The organism is Nocardia asteroides (assembly GCF_900637185.1).
Lineage (GTDB): Bacteria > Actinomycetota > Actinomycetes > Mycobacteriales > Mycobacteriaceae > Nocardia > Nocardia asteroides.
Genome location: NZ_LR134352.1, coordinates 6,923,766 through 6,944,952 on the forward strand (window position 1 = coordinate 6,923,766; position 21,187 = coordinate 6,944,952).

The 21,187-nt window shown below is 73.4% G+C and carries 3 protein-coding genes; all 3 read right to left on the reverse strand.

The genetic code is table 11. The features are described 5' to 3' along the window. Positions 1–4 precede the first annotated feature (4 nt). From EL493_RS31885 to EL493_RS31895, 3 genes are read right to left on the reverse strand one after another with little or no spacing between them, the layout of a single operon-like run. A complete protein-coding gene (locus EL493_RS31885; RefSeq protein WP_019049337.1) occupies positions 5–220 on the reverse strand; it encodes an MbtH family protein in 216 nt (71 codons plus the stop codon). After that, the gene (locus tag EL493_RS31890; RefSeq protein WP_020684144.1) at positions 217–3,312 is read right to left on the reverse strand and encodes an AMP-binding protein; all 3,096 of its coding nucleotides are present in this window, start codon (positions 3,310–3,312) and stop codon (positions 217–219) included. Before EL493_RS31890 ends, EL493_RS31885 begins: the two co-directional genes overlap by 4 nt. After that, on the reverse strand, positions 3,312–21,161 hold the full coding sequence (locus EL493_RS31895; RefSeq protein ID WP_022566215.1) for a non-ribosomal peptide synthetase: 17,850 nt from the start codon (positions 21,159–21,161) through the stop codon (positions 3,312–3,314). The genes EL493_RS31890 and EL493_RS31895 overlap by 1 nt, the downstream gene beginning before the upstream one ends. Positions 21,162–21,187: the final 26 nt, after the last annotated feature.

Consider the following 21,187-nt stretch of genomic DNA (forward strand, 5'->3'; position numbering starts at 1 on the left):
CGGGTCAGCTTTCGTTGGCCATGGCGGCGATGAGGGAGTTGGGGCGCATGTCGAGCCAGTGGGATTCGACGTAGTGCAGGCAGGAGGTGCGGGTGGCGGCGCCGAAGGCGACCGTCCAGCCGCCGGGGACGGCGGCGAAGGTGGGCCAGAGGGAGTGTTCGCCTTCGGCGTTGACCAGAACGTAGAACTGGGCGTTCTCGTCGTCGAACGGATTGCTCATGGGGTGTTCCTTTCGGCGGGGGTACGAAGGTCGAACGCCGCGCTGGGGGCGTCCGGGTCGGCGGTGAGCAGGCCGAGGGCGCGGGCGAAGCGGCGCAGCAGCGCGGCGGCGGCGGCTTCGTCGAAACGGTCCGCACTGTATTCGATCTCGACGCCGAGGTCGCTGTCGGGGCCCGCGCCCGCGGAGACGATGAAGTGCACGCCGTCGGCGACGGTCGGCCCGTCGAAGCGGACCTCGGTGAGGTCGAGCCCGGGGACGCCGAAGGCCTCGGCGCCGGTGTCGAGGTAGCTCAGGGTCACCGCGCCGAGCGGGCCGCTCAGCGCGCACGTCTCGCTGGTCGCCGCGGTGGTCGAGGTGATGACGGAATCCGGTTCGGCACAGAGCATTTCGGCCAGAGTGCCCGCGTCCGCGGTGCCGGACCGCCAGCCCAGCAACACCGTCATCGCGGCCCGGACCACCGCGAACGGCGGAACCGCGTGCCGCCGCGACAGTTCGGTGATCCGGGCGCCGACACCGGCACCGATCCGGGCACGCATGCTCGCGCCGCGGCCGGGCGGCGCCGCGGGTGTGCCGGTGTCCGGCGCGCCGATGGCGCCGAGGCGGACCAGCGCCGCCGCGGTGCCGTCGATCTCCCAGCGCGCGAGTTCGCCGGTGCGGAACATGCGTTCGCCGGGGATGCCGAAGGGATTGGCGACGAAACTGCCCGCGGTGCCGATCGGGTCGTCCCGGTAGCCGCGCGCCAGTTGCGCGCCGGACAGGTACAGCTCGCCCGCGACACCCGGACTGGCCGGGCGCAGCCGGGCGTCGAGCACGTAGACCCGCCGGTTCCATTCGCGCACCCGCACGGCGGGCGGCTCGACGCCGTCGGTGTGCGCCGCGGCGGGATAGGTGAGGGTGACCGTGGCCTCGGCCCTGCCGTAGTCGTGGTGCAGGCGGGCGCCGGTCACGGCCCCGAAGGCGCGGACCTCGGCGGCGGACAGCGGCGCGCCGAGGACGACGACGCTGCGCAGCGACGCGATCTCCGCGCGCAGCCCGGCCCGGTGGACGTGCTCGGTGAACGCGGTGAGCCGCCGCGGGGTGAAGTCGGCGGCGGTGACGCCGTAGGCGGCGACCAGCTCGGCTAACCGCGCCGGATCGGGTGGCTCGGTGAGCACGACGGTCGCGCCCACCCGCAACGGCAGCACGTAACCGTGCCATTCGGTGACCTCGCCGACGACCGCCTGATGCAGGTACACGTCGCGGCCGGTGAAGGCGTGCCGGCCCTGCATGCCGGTCAGCCGGTGGACGGCGGCGATGTGGCTGACGGTGATGCCCTGGGTGACGCCGTGCGGGTACAGCACGAACGCCGGATGCTCGGGCAGCACCGGCGCGCGCCGCTCCGACCTGGCGATCGGCTCGTCGGAGTACTCCGCGAGCGCCACCTCGTCGACCACGACACACGGAATGCCGTACACCGCACCGTGATCGCGGGTCCGCACGGTCAGCACCAGCGCCGGGTCGGCGACCGGCGGCAGCACGGCGGGGCTGGTCGCGGTATCGACCGGCACCACCGCGCCGCCTGCCTTGAGGACCGCGTACATCGCGACCACCAGTTCCACCGAACGCGGAATATCCACGAGCACAGCGGATTCCGGGCCGATGCCGAGCGCGCTCAGGTGGCGGGCCAGCTGATTGGTGCGGCGGTCGAGGTCACCGTAGGTGATGATCGAGGCCGCCTCACCCGTGCTCGGGGCGTACACGACCGCCGGGTCGAAAGGGGTGGCAGCGGCCTGCGCTTCGAACTCGTCGAGCAGCAGTTCCCCGGGTAGGCCACCCTGGGGCGCGGCGGGGAGCGGGTTCCGGTCGTCGACCCGGCCGACGAACTCGAGTTCGGCGGTCCAGCCGTCGCCCGGCGGCCTGCGCCGCACGAGGTCGCCGGTGGCGAACATCCGGTCGTCGACCGGTCCGATGGGGTTGGCCAGGAAGGTGGCCGCGGTGGCCTGCCTGCCCAGGTAGCCGCGGGCCAGCTGCACGCCGGAGACGTAGAGTTCGCCGACCTCCCCGTCGGGCACCGGGCACAGGTGCTCGTCGAGGATCAGCAGTTCCACGTCGTCGGCGGCCGAGCCGAGCGGGACCACGTCGAGGTCGGCGCCGGTCACCTCGTGCGCGACCACCTCGCCCGCGGTCTCCGGCCTGCCGTACACGTGCCACAGCGTCGCGCCGCTGACGGCGCGCAGCGCGGCCCCGGTGCGGGCGGGCAGCGGCGCACCGTAGCTGAGCACGATGCGCAGCGAGTCCAGCCGCTCCTCGGCGTCGGGCAGCGCGGCCAGCGCCGCGAGCTGTTCGGGATCGAAACAGGCTGCGGTGGCGCGGGTCTCGGCGATCGAGCGGGCCAGCGAGTCGCCGGTGGGCAGTACCAGGGTGGCGCCGGTCTGCAGGGCGAGCAGCATCTCCCCCACTGTCGCCTGACCGGTCAGCGGCGCGTGCCAGAGCACCGAGTCGCCGGGGCCGAGGCCGCAGAGTCGCTGCCGCCACACCGAATTGGCCTGCGCGGCACGGTGTCCGACGACGACGGCGTTGGCGCCGGACACGTCGACCACCAGGTAGGCCGGATTGTCGGCGCCGGGGCCCGCCAATTCGTCGGCCCCGATGTCGTCGGCGGCGACCGCGTCGACCCGCACCGTCGGCACCTCGGCGACGGGCGCCGCGTCGGGCGCGGTGATCAGCAGGACCGGCGCGGCCAGCGCGAGGGTGCGCTGCCGCACGTCGGCGGCGGCGTCCGGGTCGAGCAGGACGAACGCGCCGCCCGCGGTGATCACCGCGTGCACGGCCACGACCAGCTCGATCGAGCGCGGCAGGTCGACGGCGACGACGGTCTCCGGGCCGACGCCGCGCCCGGCCAGGCAGGCCGCCAGCGTGTCGACCCGTTCGCCCAGGTCGCCGTAGCTCAGTTCGGTGGCGCCGTCGCGCACCGCGACGGCGTCCGGATCCTGGGTGATCCGGGTGGTGAAGGCGGCGAGCAAGGTGGCGGGGTCACGCCTGCGCTCGTCGGCGGAGTCACGCAGCAGCGCGTCGAGCGAGACAGCGGCCGTGACCGAATCCGTGTGCGACATCAGAGTTGTCCTTCCGAGTCGTCAGCCGACCCCGACCCGGCGATCACCGCGGCGGCATCGGTCACCAGTGTTTGCAAAGTGGTGGTGAGTCCGGACGCGCCGAGTGCGGCGAGCACGCCGGGCACCAGCCCGGCCAGCGCGACGTTCACCAGCGCTTCGGGTTTCATCGCGGCCCCCATCGCCTTGCTCACCGCGGTGAGCTTGGCGTCGAGGGCACCGAACGAGATGGCGTGCTCGCCGTGGGCGAATGCCACGGTCGCCGGCGCGAGCCGGGCCGCCGAGCCGACGAGGCCCGGCAGATCGGCAATGGTGTAGGCGCGTGGACGCGGGGTCAGTTCCGAGTCGGTGCGCACGTCGATCGCCCGGACCACGACGGCCGGGTCGGCCGCGACGGCCACGAGGACCTTGCGGAACCGCTCGGTCAGGGTCCGGACGGTCGATGCGTCGAAAAGATCGGTGGCGTAACCGAAGTGCAGGTCCAGCCCGTCGAGCGCACCGGCGGCGTCGTAGCGCTGCAGGGCGGTCAGATGCAGGTCGAACTTGGCTTCGGTCAGGCCGGGGTCGAGGGTCCGCACCCGCAGCCCGGGTAGCTCTATCCCGCCGGGTGGCATGTTCTGGAAGGTGAGCATCACCTGGAACAGCGGGGTGTAGGCGCCCGAGCGGGTGCGGCCCATGGCGTCGACGACCTGTTCGAACGGCACGTCGGCGTGCGCGATGGCGGCCAGGTCCCGGCGCCGGGCCTGGGCGAGCAGGTCGGTGAACGGCGCGCGGGAGTCCACCTCGGTGCGCAGCACGACGGTGTTGACGAACATGCCGACCAGATCGTCGAGTTCGCGGGCGCCGCGACCGGCCACCGGCGCGCCGATGGTGATGTCGGCGCTGCCGGTCTGCTTGGCCAGCAGCACCGCCAGCGCGCTGTGCACGAGGGTGAACAGCGTGGTGTGGTGTTCGCGGGCCACCTCGTCGAGGCGCCGGGTCAGCGCGCCGTCGACCTCGAACCGCACCGCGTCGCCGCGCATCTCGCGCCGGGCGGCGCGGGGACGATCGGTGGGCAGGGCGAGCAGTTCGGGCGCGCCTGCCAGTTCGCGGGTCCAGTAGCCGAGCTGGCGGCTGAGCACGCTGTCGGGATCGGACTCGGCGCCGAGCAGTTCGTGCTGCCAGGCGCTGAAATCGCTGTACTGGATGTCCAGGGGCGTCCAGCCGGGCGCGCGGCCCTCGCTGCGATCCACGTAGGCGCGCACCAGGTCCCGGGTGAGCGGGGCGATGGAGTAGCCGTCGGCGCTGATGTGGTGCACCACGACCACGAGGACGTGATCGTCGGCGCCCAGGTGGTACAGCGCCACCCGCACCGGCGGCGCGGCGGTGATGTCGAACGGCTGGGCGACCAGAGCCGCGATCCGGGCCTCGACATCGGCCGGGGTCACCGGGAGCGGGGTGAGTTCCACCGCCGCCGACCAGGCGGGCATCACCTGCTGGACCGGGCCGGCCGGGGTGTCGGGGTAGCGGGTGCGCAGCGTGTCGTGGCGGGCCAGCAGATCGCCGACCGCCGAGCGCAGCGCGGGCAGGTCGAGTTCGCCGGTGAGCCGGATGGCGGCCGGGATGTGGTAGGCCGCCGACTGCGGCGCCAGCTGGTGCAGCACCCACATCCGCTGCTGCGCGGGCGAGAGCACCGCGGGTCCGTCGCCGGTGCGCCGGGTCAGCGGCGGGCGGGCGATCGAGCGGTCGATGGCGCCGAGCCGCTCGGCCAGGGCGGCCACGGTCGGGGCGTCGAAGACCTCGGCCACCGGCACCTGGGTGCCGAGCGCGGCGCCCAGCCGGGCGGCCAGCCGGGTCGCCATCAGCGAGTTGCCGCCGAGGGCGAAGAAGTCGTCGTCCAGGCCGGCGCTCGCGCAGCCGATCACCTCGGCGAAGGTCTGCGCGACCAGCAGTTCGGCGGCGGTGACCGGTGCGCGGAAGACCGCCTCGCCGAACTCCGGTTCCGGCAGCCGGGCCCGGTCGACCTTGCCGTTGGCATTGAGCGGCAACGACTCCAGCACCACCAGCGCCGCGGGCACCATATAGGCGGGCAGTTCGGCGGCGAGAGTGCCACGCAGTCGCGCGGCCACGGCCACCTCGTCACCGGGCGCGAGCTCGGCGACGGCGGCGTAGGCGATCAGACGCGCGCCCGCCCGCTCGTCGGTCTTGGCGACGGCGACCGCGGCACGCACTCCCGCGCAGCGCAGCAGCGCCGTCTCGACCTCGCCGAGCTCGATCCGGAACCCGCCGATCTTCACCTGGAAGTCGGCGCGTTCCAGGTACTCGAGGGTGCCGTCGGCCCGCCACCGGACGACATCGCCGGTGCGGTACATGCGGGTGCCGACGGCACGGTCGCGCGGCGCGGCCTCTGCAATCGGGACGAACGGGTTGGCGACGAATCGGTCCGCGGTGAGCGCGGAGCGACCGTGGTAACCGCGGGCCAGCTGGGCACCGGCCAGGTACAGCTCACCCGCGACCCCGACGGGTACCGGCCGCAGCCGGGCGTCGAGCACGTACAGCTCGCTGTTCCACGCGGGCGTGCCGATCGGCACCGAGTGCGCGGGGTCCTGCGCCACTTCGTATTCGGTGATGGACACCGCGGCCTCGGTCGGCCCGTACAGGTTGTGCAGCCGGGCGTGCGGGGCGCGGGCGCGGAACTGCGTGGCCGTCGCGGCGGGCAGCGCCTCGCCGATGGCCAGCACGGCGCGCAGCGAATCCGGCAGGGCCGGCGCGGCTTCGGCGGCCAGCAGCATGCCGACCAGCGAGGGCACCGCGTGCAGGACTGTGACGCCGTGCCGGGACATGGTGTCGCGCAACCGGTCCGGATCGCGTTCGTCGCCGGGCCGGGTGACGACCAGCGCGCCGCCGGAGGTCAGCGGCGACCAGAACTCCCACACCGACAGGTCGAAGGTGGCCGGGGTCTTCAGCAGCACCCGGTCGGCGCCGGTCATGGCGAAGCGGTCGCGCAGCCAGGCCAGCTGGTTGACGATCGCCGCGTGCGGCACGGCGACGCCCTTGGGCAGGCCCGTCGAGCCCGAGGTGAAGATGACGTAGGCCGGATGCTCGGGCCGCAGCGGGGCGACGCGCTCGGCATCGGTCACCGGTTCGTCCGAGAGTTCCTCCAGGATGCGGTGATCCAGCTCGAAGACCGGCACGTCCACGGTCACCGGGACGCCGTCGGCGGCGGTGGTGAGCACGCACAGCGGGGCGGCGGTGGCCACGATGTAGGCGATCCGGTCGACCGGGTGATCGGGGTCGATCGGCACGTACGCGCCGCCCGCCCGCACCACGGCGTGCATGGCGATCACCAGGTCCAGACCACGCCGCATGGCCAGCACGACCGTGCGTTCCGGGCCGACGCCCTCGGCGATCAGCAGCCGGGCGATCCGGTTGACCCGCGCGTCGAAGGCGGCGTAGTCGAGCGAGTCGCCGGTGTCGGCGTCCACCAGAGCGAGCGCGCCGGGGGTCGCGGCCGCTTGCCGGGCGCCGAGGTCGGACAGGGTGAGCTGGTCGACCGGGTGCGCGGTGGCGTTCCAGGTGTCGAGCAGCAGCGCCCGGTCCGCGCCGAGCAGGTCGAGCTCGCCGACCACGGTTTCCGGTGCGGTGCAGACGGTTTCGAGGATGCGGCGCAGCTGGCCGGCGAACCGTTCGGCGGTGGCGGCGTCGAACAGGTCGGTGGCGTAACCCAGCGCCAGGTCGATGCCTGCGGGGGTGCCGTCGGCGGCGTAGTTGTCCAGGGCGAACAGGTGCAGGTCGAACTGGGCCACCCCGGCGTCGAACTCGATGTCGGACACGGTGAGCCCGGGCAGCTCCAGCTGGCCGCGCTCGTGGTTCTGGAACGAGTAGCCGACCTGGAACAGCGGGTGCCGGGCGGTCGAGCGGGCCGGGTTGATCACCTCGACCAGCCGCTCGAACGGGACGTCGGCGTGCGAGAAGGCGGCGATGTCGGCGGCCCGGGCGGCGGCCAGCAGGTCGGTGAAGGGCGCGTCGCCCGCGACCGCCGTGCGCAGCACCAGCGTATTGACGAACATGCCGATGACCTCGTCGAGTTCGGCTTCGCCGCGACCCGCGTTCGGGGTGCCGACGGCGATGTCCGCGGTGCCCGAGAGCCGGGCCAGCAGGGCGGCGAAGGCCGCGTGCACCACCATGAACAGGGTGGCGCCGCCGCGGCGGCCGAGGGCGACGAGCGCGGCGTGCAGGTCGGCGTCGACCGTGAAGCTCACCTTGTCGCCGCGCAGGCTCTGCCGGGCCGGGCGGGGCCGGTCGGTCGGGAGGGCGAGCTGATCGGGCAGGCCGGCCAGCTGGGTCTGCCAGTAGGCGACCTGCTGGGCGGCTACCGACGCCGGGTCGGCCTCGTCGCCGAGCAGCTCACGCTGCCACAGCGCGTAGTCGGCGAACTGCACGGCGGGCGGGGTCCAGCAGGGCGCGGTGTCGGCCAGGCGGGCGGTGTAGGCCCGCATGAGGTCGGCGACGAACGGCGTGATCGAGGAGCCGTCGGCGGCGATGTGGTGCAGCACGGCGGCGAGCACGAACTCGGTGTCGCCGAGCTGGAACAGCCGCAGCCGCACCGGGATCTCGGTGGTGACGTCGAAGGTGGTGGCCGCCAGCGTACGGATCGCCGCGGGCAGCTCGGCCTCGGTGACCGGCACCGGCGCCAGCTCCGGAACCGCCTGCGCCGCAGGGGTGATCGACTGCACCGGCGTGCCGTCGAGCTCGGGGTACACGGTGCGCAGCGACTCGTGCCTGGCCACCAGATCACCCACCGCGCCGCGCAGCGCGGTCACGTCGAGCGCGCCGGACAGGCGCAGCGCGAACGGGATGTTGTAGGCCACCGACGCACGGTCGAAGCGGTTGAGGAACCACATCCGCTGCTGCGCGGGCGAGAGCGGCAGCCGCTCGGGCCGGGCCCGGCCGACCAGGGCCGGACGGTCGACGCGCGCCTGCGCGTCCACCGCGGCGGCCAGGTCGGCCACCCGTGGCGCCTCGAACAGTGCCCGCACCCCGACGCGGCGGTCCAGGGCGGCGCCGACGCGGGTGACCGCCTTGGCCGCGAGCAGCGAGGAGCCGCCGAGGGCGAAGAAGTCGTCGTCGGCGCCGACCGGCCGTTCGTCGGCGGTGCGGCCGAGCACCTCGGCGTAGACCGCGGCGATGATCTCCTCGGTCACCGTGGCCGGCTTGCGGTAGGCGGTGGTCTCGAACACCGGCGCGGGCAGCGCGGCCCGGTCCAGCTTGCCGTTGACGGTCAGCGGGATCCGCTCGACCGACACCACGGCGGCCGGGAGCATGTGCTCGGGCAGCGTGCGGGCCAGTTCCTGGCGCAGGGCGGCGGGGTCGACGCGACCGGTCTCGGGACCGGCGACCAGGTAGGCCACGATCCGCGGCTCGTCGACCAGGTCGGTGCGCACCAGTACCGCGACCTCGCGCGGGGCCACCGAGCTCGCCAGCAGCGCCGACTCGATCTCGCCGAGCTCGATCCGGAACCCGCGCAGGTTCACCTGCTGGTCGGCCCGGCCCAGGTACTCCAGGTCGCCGTCGGCGGTCCAGCGGGCCAGGTCGCCCGAGCGGTAGGCCACCGTGCCGGGCGCGCCGTACGGATCGGCGACGAACCGGCTCGCGGTGAGCGCGGGCCGCGCGAGATAGCCGCGCGCCGATTGCGCTCCGGAGACGTAGATCTCGCCGGGCACGCCGACCGGGACCGGCCGCAGCCGCGAATCCAGCACGCGCACCGTGAGTCCGGCGAGCGCGCCGCCGATCACGCTGGCGGAGCCGGTGTCCGGGGTGATCTCCCGGTAGGAGACGTGCACCGTGGTCTCGGTGATGCCGTACATGTTCACCAGCCGCGGCGCGTGCGGGTACCGGGCGAACCAGCCGGACAGCCGCTGCGGTTCCAGCGCCTCGCCACCGAAGATCACCGCGCGCAGCGCGTAGTCGGCGGGTTCGGCGGCCAGGTCGGCGGCGACGAGCTGGTAGAACGCGGACGGGGTCTGGTTGAGCACGGTCACCCGCTCGGCCAGCAGCAGCTCGCGGAACTGCTCGGGCGAGCGCGAGGTGAAGTAGTCGACCAGGACCACCGAGCCGCCGGTGAGCAGCGCGCCCCACAGTTCCCACACCGAGAAGTCGAAGGCGTAGGAGTGGAACATCGTCCACACGTCGGCCGGGCCGAAGGCGTAGTGCCGGGCGCTGTTGTCCAGCAGGGCCAGCACATTCGCGTGCGGGATGACGACACCCTTGGGCCTGCCGGTGGAACCGGAGGTGTAGATGACGTAGGCGGTGTTGGCCGGGGCGAGCGGGGCGCGGCGGTCGGCGTCCGTCAGCGGCGCGGCCGCGAAGCCGGACAGGTTCTGCGCGGCGGGGTCGATCACCGGGCCGCCGAACCAGTCCCGGGCCAGCCCGGTCCCCGGTGCGGCGATCGCGCAGAGCGGGCGGGCGTCGTCGACGATGTACTCGATGCGGTCGGCCGGGTAGTTCGGGTCGATCGGCAGGTAGCCGCCGCCCGCCTTCAGCACCGCGAGCAGCGCGACGGCCAGCTCCACCGAGCGCGGCATGGCCACGGCCACCAGCGTTTCCGGGCCGACCCCGGCGCCGACGAGCCTGCGGGCGAGCCGGTTGGACCAGGCGTCGAGCTCGCCGTAGGTGAGGGTGGTCTGCCCGGCCTTCACCGCGACGGCGTGCGGGTGTGCCGCGGCGATCGCGCCGAACCGGTCCAGCATGGTCTCGCGGCCGGTGGCGACCGAGTCGCCGGTGGTGGCCCAGTCGTGCAGCGTGCGCTGCTGTTCCTCGGCGCTGAGCAGCTGGATGTCGCCGACCACCACGGTCGGGTCGGCGACGACGGCGGCCAGCACCTGGGTGAACCGGCGGGCCAGCACCGCGACGCTGCCCGCGTCGAACAGGTCGGTGGCGTAGGCGATCTCGATGGCCATGCCGTCGGCGCGGCCGTCGACGTCGTCGGATTCGGTGACGGTGAACTGGAGGTCGAACTTGGCGACCGCGGCGTCGATGTCGAGCGGCGCGACCGCGAGCCCGGCCGCCGTGAGGGCGGGCACGGTGAAGTTCTGCAGGACCAGCGCCACCTGGAACAGCGGGTGACGGTTGCGCGACCTGGCCGGGTCGACGGCGTCGACGACCTGCTCGAACGGGATGTCGGCGTGCGAGAGCGCGTCGAGGTCGCCGGCGCGGACCGCGTCGAGGGTGGTCTCGAATTCCGCGCGCGGGTCGATCTGGCTGCGCAGCACCAGGGTGTTGACGAACATGCCGATCAGCCCGTCCAGCGCGGCCTCGCCGCGACCGGCGACCGGGGTGCCGATGGCGATGTCGCCGCTGCCCGACAGCCGGGCCAGCAGCACGGCCAGTGCCGCGTGCACGGTGCTGAACAGGGTGGCCTCGTGCTTGCGGGCCAGTTCGCGCAGTTCACTGTGCAGATCGGAGTCGATCTGGAAGCGGTGCACCCCGCCGCGGAAGCTGGACTCGGCCGGGCGGGTCCGGTCGGTGGGCAGCTCCAGCTGCTCGGGCACACCGGCCAGGCCGCGCCGCCAGAAGGCCAGCTGCGCGTGGGCCAGGGAGTCCGGGTCGGCGGCGTCGCCGAGGTTCGCGTCCTGCCAGAGGGCGTAGTCGGCGTACTGGACCGGCAGCGGCGTCCACGCCGGGGCCGCGCCGTCACGGCGGGCGGCGTACGCGATCATCAGGTCGGCGGCCAGCGGGCCGAGGGAGAAGCCGTCGGCGGCGATGTGGTGGATCACCAGCACCAGGACGTGCTCGCCGTCGACCTCGAACAGCTCCGCGCGCACGGGGATCTCGGCGGTGAGGTCGAAGCGCACGGCGGCGCAGGACAGCAGCCGGTCCGGCAGTTCGGCCGCGGTGACCGGCTCCGGCCGCAGCGGCAGCGCGACGGCGTCGGCGATCAGCTGCTCGGCGCCGTCGGGGCCGTCCGGGTAGCTGGTCCGCAGGGTCTCGTGCCTGCCGACCACATCGGCGAGCGCGGCCTCCAGCGCGGCGATGTCGAGGTCACCGGTCAGGCGCAGGGCCACCGGGATGTTGTTCACCGCGTCGCCCGCGCCCTCCGCGTCGGCGAGGTAGCGGTTGAGGAACCACATCCGGCGCTGCGCCGCCGACAACGGAATCCGCTGCGGCCGTTCACCACTGGTCAGGGCGAGTCGGCGGCCGGTGCCGCGCAGCGCCACGCACCGCTGTGCCAGCGCGGCCACGGTCGGCGCGTCGAACAGCAGCCGCACCGGAACCTGGGTGTCGAGCGCGGCGCCGAGGCGGGCCGCCACCTGGGTGGCGTTGAGCGAGTTGCCGCCGAGGGCGAAGAAGTCGTCGTCCAGACCGACCTCGCGATCGGCCGGGAAGCCGAGCACCGTGGCGAAGGTGGCGGCCACGATCCGTTCGGTCTCGCTGACCGGGGCGCGGAACACCGCCGCCTCGAACGCCGGCGCGGGCAGCGCCTTGCGGTCGAGCTTGCCGGAGGCGTTGAGCGGGAAAGCCGCCAGCACGACGAACGCCGCGGGCACCATGTAGGCGGGCAGCGCCCGGCCGAGCGCGGCGCGGACCTCGTCGAGGTCGGGATCCTCGGCCACGAGGTAGGCGACCAGCAGGTCGTCGCGGACCAGCACGGCCGCCTGCGCGACCTCGGGCAGCCCGCCCAGCACGGCCTCGATCTCACCGAGCTCGATCCGCAGACCGCGCAGCTTCACCTGGAAGTCGGTGCGGCCCAGGTATTCCAGTTCCCCGTGCGCGTTCCAGGTGACGAGGTCACCGGTGCGGTACATGCGCTCGCCCGCCGCGAACGGATCGGCGACGAAACGGTCGGCGGTCAGGTCGACCCGGCCCGCGTAACCGCGGGCCAGCTGGGCGCCGGCCAGGTACAGCTCGCCGGGCACGCCGGCGGGCACCGGCCGCAGCCTGCCGTCGAGGACGTAGACGCGGGTGTTGTGCACCGGCTCGCCGATCGGCACGGTGTGCGTGTCGGCGTCGACGACCTCGTGGAAGGTGACGTCGACCGCGGCCTCGGTGGGTCCGTAGAGGTTGTGCACGGCGGCGCCGGTCAGCCGTCGCAGCGCGTGCGCGGGGGCGGGCGGCAGCGCCTCGCCGGAGGCGAACACCAGCCGCAGCGAGGCGCAGCGCGCGGTGTCGCCGAGCGCGGCCACGAACATCGACAGCATCGAGGGCACGAAGTGAGCGACCGTCACCGACTCGGCATCGATCAGCTCGGCCAGGTAGGCCGGGTCACGATGACCGTCGGGCCGGGCCAGCACCAGTCGGGCGCCGATCTGCAAGGGCCAGAAGAACTCCCACACCGACACGTCGAAGGTGGCCGGCGTCTTCTGCAGCACCGTGTCGTTCGCGGTGAGTCGGTAGGCGTCCTGCATCCACACCAGGCGGTTGACGATCGCCGCGTGCGTCACGACGACGCCCTTGGGCGTGCCGGTCGAGCCCGAGGTGAAGATCAGGTACGCGGCCGCGGCCGGGGTGAGGGTGGCCAGGCGGTCGGCGTCGGTGATCGGGTCGGCCGCGTAGTCGGCGGTGTCGAGCTGTTCGAGGTCGAGCACGGCGACGGGCAGGTCGGCGGGCAGGTCGAGGCCGTCGGCCGCGCGGGTGAGCACGCAGACCGGGTCGGCGGCGTCGAGGACGGCGGCCAGCCGCTCGGCCGGATGCTCGGGATCCAGCGGCACGTAGGCGCCGCCCGCGGCGAGCACCGCGTACATGGCGACGACCAGGTCCACCGAGCGGCGCATACCGAGGGCGACGGTGCGGTCGGGCCGCACGCCGATCGAGATCAGCAGGCGGGCAAGGCGGTTCACGCGTTCGGTGAACGCCGCGTAGGTGAGGGATTCGCCCTCGAAGGTCAGCGCGGTCGCACCCGGAGTACGGGCCGACTGGGCGGCGAAGAGCGAGACCAGGGTCATGGTCTGGTCGACCGGGTACTCGGTGGCGTTCCAGGTCTCCAGGATCCGGGTGCGCTCGCCCGCGCTCAGCAGGTCGATGTCGCCGATCACGACGTTGGGATCGGCGGTCACCGTCTCCAGCAGCCGCAGCAGGCGGCTGCCGAAATCCGTGATGGTCTGCGCGTCGAACAGGTCGGTCGCGTACTCGAACCGGGCGAGCAGGCCGTCGGCGGTCTCGCGCACGGTGAGCTGGAGGTCGAATTTGGCGGTGCGGGTGTCGATCTCGAGTTCGGCGGCGGTCAGGCCGGCGAGCTCGAGTTCGGTCTGCGAGTTGTTCTGGAAGTCCAGCATCACCTGGAACAGCGGGTGCCGGGCGGTGGACCGCTCCGGATTGACGGCTTCGACGAGCCGGTCGAAGGTGACATCGGTGTTGGCCAGCGCGCGCAGGTCACCGTCGCGGACCGAGGCGACGAAGTCGGCGAAGCTCGCGCCGGAGTCGACGGCGGTGCGCAGCACCAGGGTGTTGACGAACATGCCGACGAGTTCGTCGAGCGCCTGATCGCCGCGGCCCGCCACCGGCGTGCCGATCGAGATGTCGTGCTGCCCGGACAATTTCGCCAGGGTGGCGGCGAAGGCGGCGTGCAGCACCATGAACAGCGAGGCGTGCGCGTCGACGGCGAGCGCGCGCAGCCGGTCGGTGATGGTGGCGGGCACGAGGAAGGCGTGCCGGGCGCCACGGCCGGTCGCCACCGCGGGACGCGGGCGATCGGCGGGCAGGGCGATCAGGTCGGGCAGGTCGGCCAGTTCCGCTGTCCAGAAATCGATCTGGCGCGCCATCGGCGAGTCCGGGTCGTCCTCGGCGCCGAGGGCTTCGCGCTGCCACAGCGCGTAGTCGGCGTACTGCACCGGCAGCGGGTGCCACCGCGGCGTCTCACCGGCCAGGTGGGCGGCATAGGCCACCATCACGTCGCGGGTCAGCGGCGCGACCGACCAGCCGTCGGCGGCGATGTGGTGCAGCACCAGCACGAGGACGTGCTCCTCGGCGGCGGTGCGCAGCAGGTGCAGGCGCACCGGCGGTTCCTGGTCCACCGCGAACGGCACCGCGGCCAGCGCGCGGATCCGGTCGTCGAGACCGGCCGGGTCCACGGTCTCCGGCTCGAGGGTGATGGTGAGCTGCCCGGCGGCCAGTACCTGCTGGAACGGGATCCCGTCGACGGCCGGGTAGCGGGTGCGCAGCGCCTCGTGCCGGTCGAAGACCGCGGCGACGGCGGCCACGAACGCGGCATGGTCGAGCGCGCCGGTCAGCCGGATCGCGGCGGCGATATTGTCGGCGACCGAGTCGGCGTCGAACTGGTTGAGGAACCACATGCGCTGCTGCGCGTAGGACAGCGGAACCCGCTGCGGCCGTTCGCCCGCCACCAGCGGCGCCCGGGTGGGCGCGGTCTCCCCGGCGCCGAGCCGCGCTGCCAGCGCGGTGACCGTGGACGCCTCGAACAGCACCTTGAGCGACACGGTGACCCCGAGCGCGGCGCCCAGCCGCGACACCACCTGGGTGGCGACCAGCGAGTTGCCGCCCAGGGCGAAGAAGTCGTCGTCGGCGCCGACCAGCTCGACCCCGAGTACCTCGCCGAACACCTGGGCCACCACGGTCTCGGTGCCCGCGGCGGGGGCACGGAAGGCACGGGCGGCGAACACCGGTGCGGGCAGCGCCCGGCGATCCAGCTTGCCGTTGGGGGTCAGCGGCAGCGCGTCGATCACCACGAACGCGGCAGGCACCATGTGCGGAGCCAGCGAAGTCCGCAGCGCGGCGGCGATCGCGTCGATGTCGACCGGGACACCCCGCACTCCCGCGACGCCGCCCTTGACATCCGAGGTCCCCGCGCCGACCCCACCCGGCGTCGGAATCGCGACGTCGGTCGTCGACGATTCGGTGTGCGGCACCAAGTAGGCCACCAGCTGGTCACCGCGATGGGCGTCGGATCGCACCAGCGCGACCGCCCGGCGCACCGACGGCTGGGCGAGCAGCGCCGCCTCGACCTCGCCGAGCTCGATCCGGAAGCCACGCAACTTCACCTGGTCGTCGTTGCGGCCCAGGTATTCCAGGGTGCCCTCGGCGGTCCAGCGGACCAGGTCACCGGTGCGGTACATCCGCGCGCCCGGCTCCCACGGGCAGGCCACGAAGCGTCCCGCGGTGAGTGCGGACCGGCCGCGGTAGCCACGCGCGACCTGCGCGCCCGCCACGTACAGCTCGCCCGCCACCCCGGCGGGCACCGGGCGCAGCCGGTCGTCGAGGACCCACTGCGCGATGCCGCGCAGCGGGGTGCCCAGCGTCAGCGGGGCGTCGGCGGTGAGCGGGGCGCTGATATTGGTGGCGACCGTGGTCTCGGACGGGCCGTAGGCGTTGACGAACGCGCGCGGCCGCGGACCGGCGGTCCAGCGGGCGACCAGGTCGGGCGGGCAGGCCTCGCCACCGACCATGACCATGCGCAGGTCGTCGAGCTGCGCGGGGTCGAGCACCGCCAGCCCGGACGGGGTCATCAGCGCGTGCGTGACCCGTTCCCGCACCAGCAGTTCGGCCAGCTCGGCGCCGACGTGGCGGCCCAGCGGGGCGATCACCAGCGTGGCGGCGGAGTTCACCGCCAGCAGCAGTTCCATCACCGAGATGTCGAACGACGGCGAGCCGACCTGCAGCACCCGCGCGTCCGGGGCGCCGAACATGCGGTCGGTCTCCTCGGCCGCGAACCCGGCGATGCCGGCCTGGGTCACCAGCACGCCCTTGGGCAGACCGGTGGAGCCGGAGGTGTAGATGACATAGGCCAGGTGCTCGGCGCGCAGCGGGCGCACCCGCTCGGCGTCGGTGAGCGGGTCGCTGGAACGGGCGGCGCAGTCGGCCATCAGCTTCAGCTCGTCCAGCACCAGCCATTCGGCCGGCCCGGGCAGGGCGTCCTGGACCTCGGACACCGTAAGACCCACTCGCGCGCCGGAATCGGTCACCATATGGGTGATCCGATCGAGCGGGTAGCTCGGATCGACGGGCAGCCAGGCCGCGCCGGCCTTGGCGATCGCCCACACGGCCAGCACCGATTCGACGGAGCGCGGAATCCCGACCGCGACGATGTCGTCGGGGCCGACGCCACCGTCCACCAGCACCCTGGCCAGGCGCGAGGAGGCACGGTCGAGTTCGCGGTAGGTGAGGGCGCGCTCGCCGTCGGTGACCGCGATCCGGTCCGCGTCGGCGGCGACGGCGGCCGCGAGCAGATCGGGCAGCAGTCCCGAGGCGGTGACCGGGGCGCCGCGCATGCCGGTGAGCCGGACCAGCTCGGCGTCGGAGAGCAGCGGGAGGTCGCCGACCGGAGTCGTCGGCGCGGCGACGGCCGCGGCGAGTAGTCGTACGAAACGGGCGCCGAGCTCGGTCATCTCGGCCGCGTCGAACAGGTCGGTGGCGTAGAGGGTGACCGCCTCGATGCCCGCCGGGCCGCCGCCGGGGCCGCGCCGTTCGGCGAGGGTGATCTGCAGGTCGAACTTGGTGATGTCGAGCTCGATCTCGTGCACCGAGACCGGGGTACCGCCCAGCTCGAAGCTGGTGTCGAGCCCGGCCTGGAAGTTCAGCGCCACCTGGAACAGCGGGTGCCTGGCCTGCGAGCGGGCCGGGTTGACCACCTCGACCAGCCGGTCGAAGGGGACGGTGGCGTGCGCGAAGGCGGCCAGGTCGGTCTCGCGGGTGTGCTCGAGCGCGGCGGTGAAGCTCGCGGCCGGGTCGATCTCGGTGCGCAGCACCAGGGTGTTGACGAACATGCCGATCAGGTCGTCGATGGCCCGGTCACCGCGGCCCGCGACACCGGTGCCGACGGCGATGTCGGTGGTGCCCGACAGCCGCGCCAGCAGCACGGCCAGCGCCGTGTGCAGCACCATGAACAGCGACGCGCCCGCCCGGTCGGCCAGCTCGGCCAGCTGCCGGTGCAGCGCGGGGTCGATGGTGAAGCTGGTGCGGGCGCCGCGCATGCTCGGCACGGCGGGCCGCTGCCGCGCCGATGGCAGTTCCAGCTGGTCCGGCAGCCCCGCCAAAGTCCGTTCCCAGAAAGCGATCTCGCGCGAGGCGAGCGACTGCGGATCGGTTTCGGCGCCGAGCAGTTCGCGCTGCCACAGGGCGTAATCGGCGTACTGCACGCTCAGCGGCGCCCAGCCGGGCTCGGTGCCCGCGACCGCGGCCTGGTAGGCGGCGAGCACGTCGCGCACCAGCACCTGCAGCGAGACACCGTCCGCGGCGATGTGATGCAGGACGACTGCCAGCGCGGACTCGCCCTGGTTCGCGCCGTCTCCGGGGACAACGAACAGCCGCGCCCGGAACGGCGCCTCGCGTTCGAGATCGAAACCGGCGCAGGCGAATCGAGCCAGCTCCGCGTCCAGCTCCGCGGCGCCGACCTCGGTGGGCTCGCCGATCCGCACGAGTTCGGGTGCGTGGACCACCTGTTCGGCGACCTCGCCCGGCACGTCCACGGCGGGGAACACCGTGCGCAGCGCCTCGTGCCGTCCGACGACGGCACTCAGCGCGGCGACCAGCGCGTCCGCGTCCGCGGCGCCGCGCAAACGCACCACGAACGGCATGTTGTAGCCGGGTGCCGACGGATCGAAGCGGTTGAGGAACCAGATCCGCTGCTGCGCGGGCGAGAGCGGGATCAGCGCGGGACGCGGACGCGCCGCGAGCACCGGCAGCTGCGCGGTGACACCGGCGTCGGCGCGCTCGGCGATCGCGGCGGCCAGCCGGGCCGGCGTGGTGGCGCCGAACAGGTCGCGCACGCCGAGGCGGCAGCCGAGATCGGCGCCGAGGCGGGCCGCCACCTGGGTGGCGACCAGGGAATTGCCGCCGAGGGCGAAGAAGTCGTCGTCGCGGCCGATCCGCTCCAGCCCGAGCACCTCGCCGAACACGCGCGCCACGGTCTGCTCCACCGGGCCGACGGGATCGGCGTAGGCCACCACGACCCGGGCCGGTGCGGGCAGGGCCTTGCGGTCCAGCTTGCCGGAGGCGTTCACCGGCAGCGCGTCGAGCAGCACGAACGCGGCGGGCACCATGTACGCGGGCAGCGCGCGCAGCGCGGCTTCGCGCAGCGCCTCGGCCGCGACCACACCCGGCTCGGCCTCCACGACATAGGCGACCAGCTGTTCGCCGACGCCCGCGTCACCGCGCACGACGACCACGGCCCGCGCCACGCCGTCGACGCTGTCCAGCACGGCCTCGATCTCGCCGAGCTCGATCCGCAGACCGCGCAGCTTCACCTGGAAGTCGGTGCGGCCCAGGTATTCCAGTTCCCCGTTGGTGGTCCAGCGGACCAGGTCGCCGGTGCGGTACATCCGCTCGCCGGGCGCGGCGAGATCGGCGACGAAGCGGCCCGCGGTGAGCTCGGGGCGGTCGACGTAACCCCGGGCGAGCTGTACCCCCGACAGATACAGCTCACCCGGAGCCCCGACCGGTACCGGCCGCAGCCGCGAGTCGAGAACATGGAGCCGGGTGTTGAACACCGGCGCGCCGATCGGCACCGTGGTCCGGTCCGCGTCGTTCACCTCGTGGAAGGTGACGTCGACCGCGGCCTCGGTCGGGCCGTAGAGATTGTGCAGCCGCGCGCCGGTGAGCAGCCGCAGCCGCTGCGCCAGGGCGGCGGGCAGCGCCTCGCCGGAGGCGAAGACCAGCCGCAGCGAGGTGCGCTCGGCGATCTCCTGCTGCGCCAGGAAGGCTTCCAGCATCGAGGGCACGAAATGGGCTACGGTGACGCCGTATTCGGCGATCACGGCGCGCAGGTAGCCGGGGTCGCGGTGCCCGTCCGGCTCGGCGAGCAGCAGCGTCGCGCCGATCTGCAAGGGCCAGAAGAACTCCCACACCGACACGTCGAAGGTCATCGGCGTCTTCTGCAGCACTACGTCCACGCCGTGCAGGCGGTAGGCGTGCTGCATCCAGACCAGCCGGTTGACGATGGCGGCGTGCTCGACCGCGACGCCCTTGGGCAGCCCGGTGGAGCCGGAGGTGAAGATGACGTAGGCGGGATGCCCGGGCCGCAGCGCGGCGGTGCGGTCGGCGTCGGTCAGCGGGAGGGCCGAGAACCCGGTGAGGTCGAGGGTGTCCACCGCGAGCACGGGCAGCGTGCCCGCGCCGGGCGCGCCGTCCCGGCTGGTGGTGAGGACGACGGCCGGCGCAGCGGTGTCGAGGATGTGCGCGATCCGGTCGGCCGGGTGATCCGGGTCGATCGGCACGTAGGCCGCGCCCGCGGCGAGCACCGCGTACATGGCGACGACCAGATCGGTCGAGCGGCGGATGCTCAGCGCCACCAGCGACTCCGGGCCGATGCCGTCGGCGCGCAGGCGGCGGGCCAGCCGGTTCACCCGCTGCGCCAGCTCCCGGTAGGTGAGGGTGGCGGAGTCCTCGCCCGCCATCCGCACCGCGACGTCGTCGGGGGTGCGGGCCACCTGGGCTTCGAACAGGGCGGGCAGGGTCGCCGCCCGCACCGCGCGCTCGGCCAGCGCGGCGTCGACGTCGAAGCCGGTCGCGTTCCAGATCTTGGTGCTGACCTGCAGTTCCAGCTCCGTCGCCACCTCGACCGCGCCGATCGCGGTGTCCAGGTCGGCCGCGGCCAGGCGCTCGAGGAAGCCGAGGAAGCGGGCGTGGTGGCGGGCGAGGGTGTCGGCGTCGTAGAGGTGGGGATTGGCCTCGAAGTCGACGTGCACGCGGTCGCGGTCGCCGTAGTAGACGTTGAGGCTCAGGTCCTCGATCGGGCCGGTGGACAGCACCCGGTAGCGGCCGGTGGTGGTGCCGAGGGTCAGATCGCTGCGGAAGAGCATGAAGTTGGCGAGCGGGCCGAACAGCGCGCGCCGGGCCGGACGACCGTCGTCCTCGGCGTCGCGGCGGATGTCCTCGGCCCGGTAGCGCTGGTGCCGCAGCGCCCCGGCCACCTCGACGCGGGCCGCGCGCAGCAGCTCGCCCCAGGTGGTGGTGGCGCCGGCCGCGCCGGTGGGCAGGCGCAGCGGCACGATATTGGAGAGCATGCCCGCCGAACGGCGCATGACGGCGGTGGTGCGGGCGGTGACGGGCAGGCTCAGCACCGCGTCGGGGCGGTCGGTGAGCCGGCCGAGGTAGGCGGCGAAGGCGGCGAGCAGGACCGCAGAGATGGTCGAATCATCGCTGGCGGCAATGGTTTCCAGCCGGTCGACCAGCTTCTCCGAGAGCCTGCCGCCGGTCACCAGGTTGATGGCGGCGCGCGGCGCGGTGCGGCTGTCCAGGCTGGTCGGGCTGTCCAGGCCCGCGATGCGTTCGGCCCAGTGCTCGCGGTCGTTGGCGAAGCGGGTGCTCTCACGGTAGCGCTGTTCACCTTCGACGAGTTCGGCCAGGTCACCGGGCACGACCTCGCGGGCCGGGGTGCCGAGCACGCGCGCGGTGTAGAGCTCGGCGATGCGCTGGGAGTTGGTGAAGGCGCCGTAGCCGTCGAGCACGATGTGATGTCCGCGCAGGTACCAGAACCAGCGCCGCTCGCCCACCCGCAGCAGCGCGCCGGCGACCAGGCGGTCGGTGAGCAGGTCCAGCGGCGCGCCGAACTCCGCGCGCATCCATTCCTGGGCGGCGGCGACGGGGTCGTCGTGGTGGCGCAGGTCGATCACCGGCAGCTCGGTCTCGACCGGGATGCTGTGGTCGACGACTTGGTAAGGGACGCCGTCGGATTCGCCGATGCGCACCAGCGGGGAGCCGTAGGCGTGCGCCGCCTCGGCCGTGACCTGTTGCAGCACAGCGGCATCCAGCTCGCCGGTGATGTCGACGTACTGGGCGATGGTGATCGGGACTTCGGGGTCGAGCAGCTGCGCGTACCAGACTCCCAGCTGGGCCGGGGTCAGCGGGAACGGCGCCGTCGCGGCGGCGCCGACCTCCGCGTCTTCTGGTCGCGCGCTGAACCCACCCAACTCCGTACCGTGCACCAGAGCCTCCTCGAATCGCGAAAAAA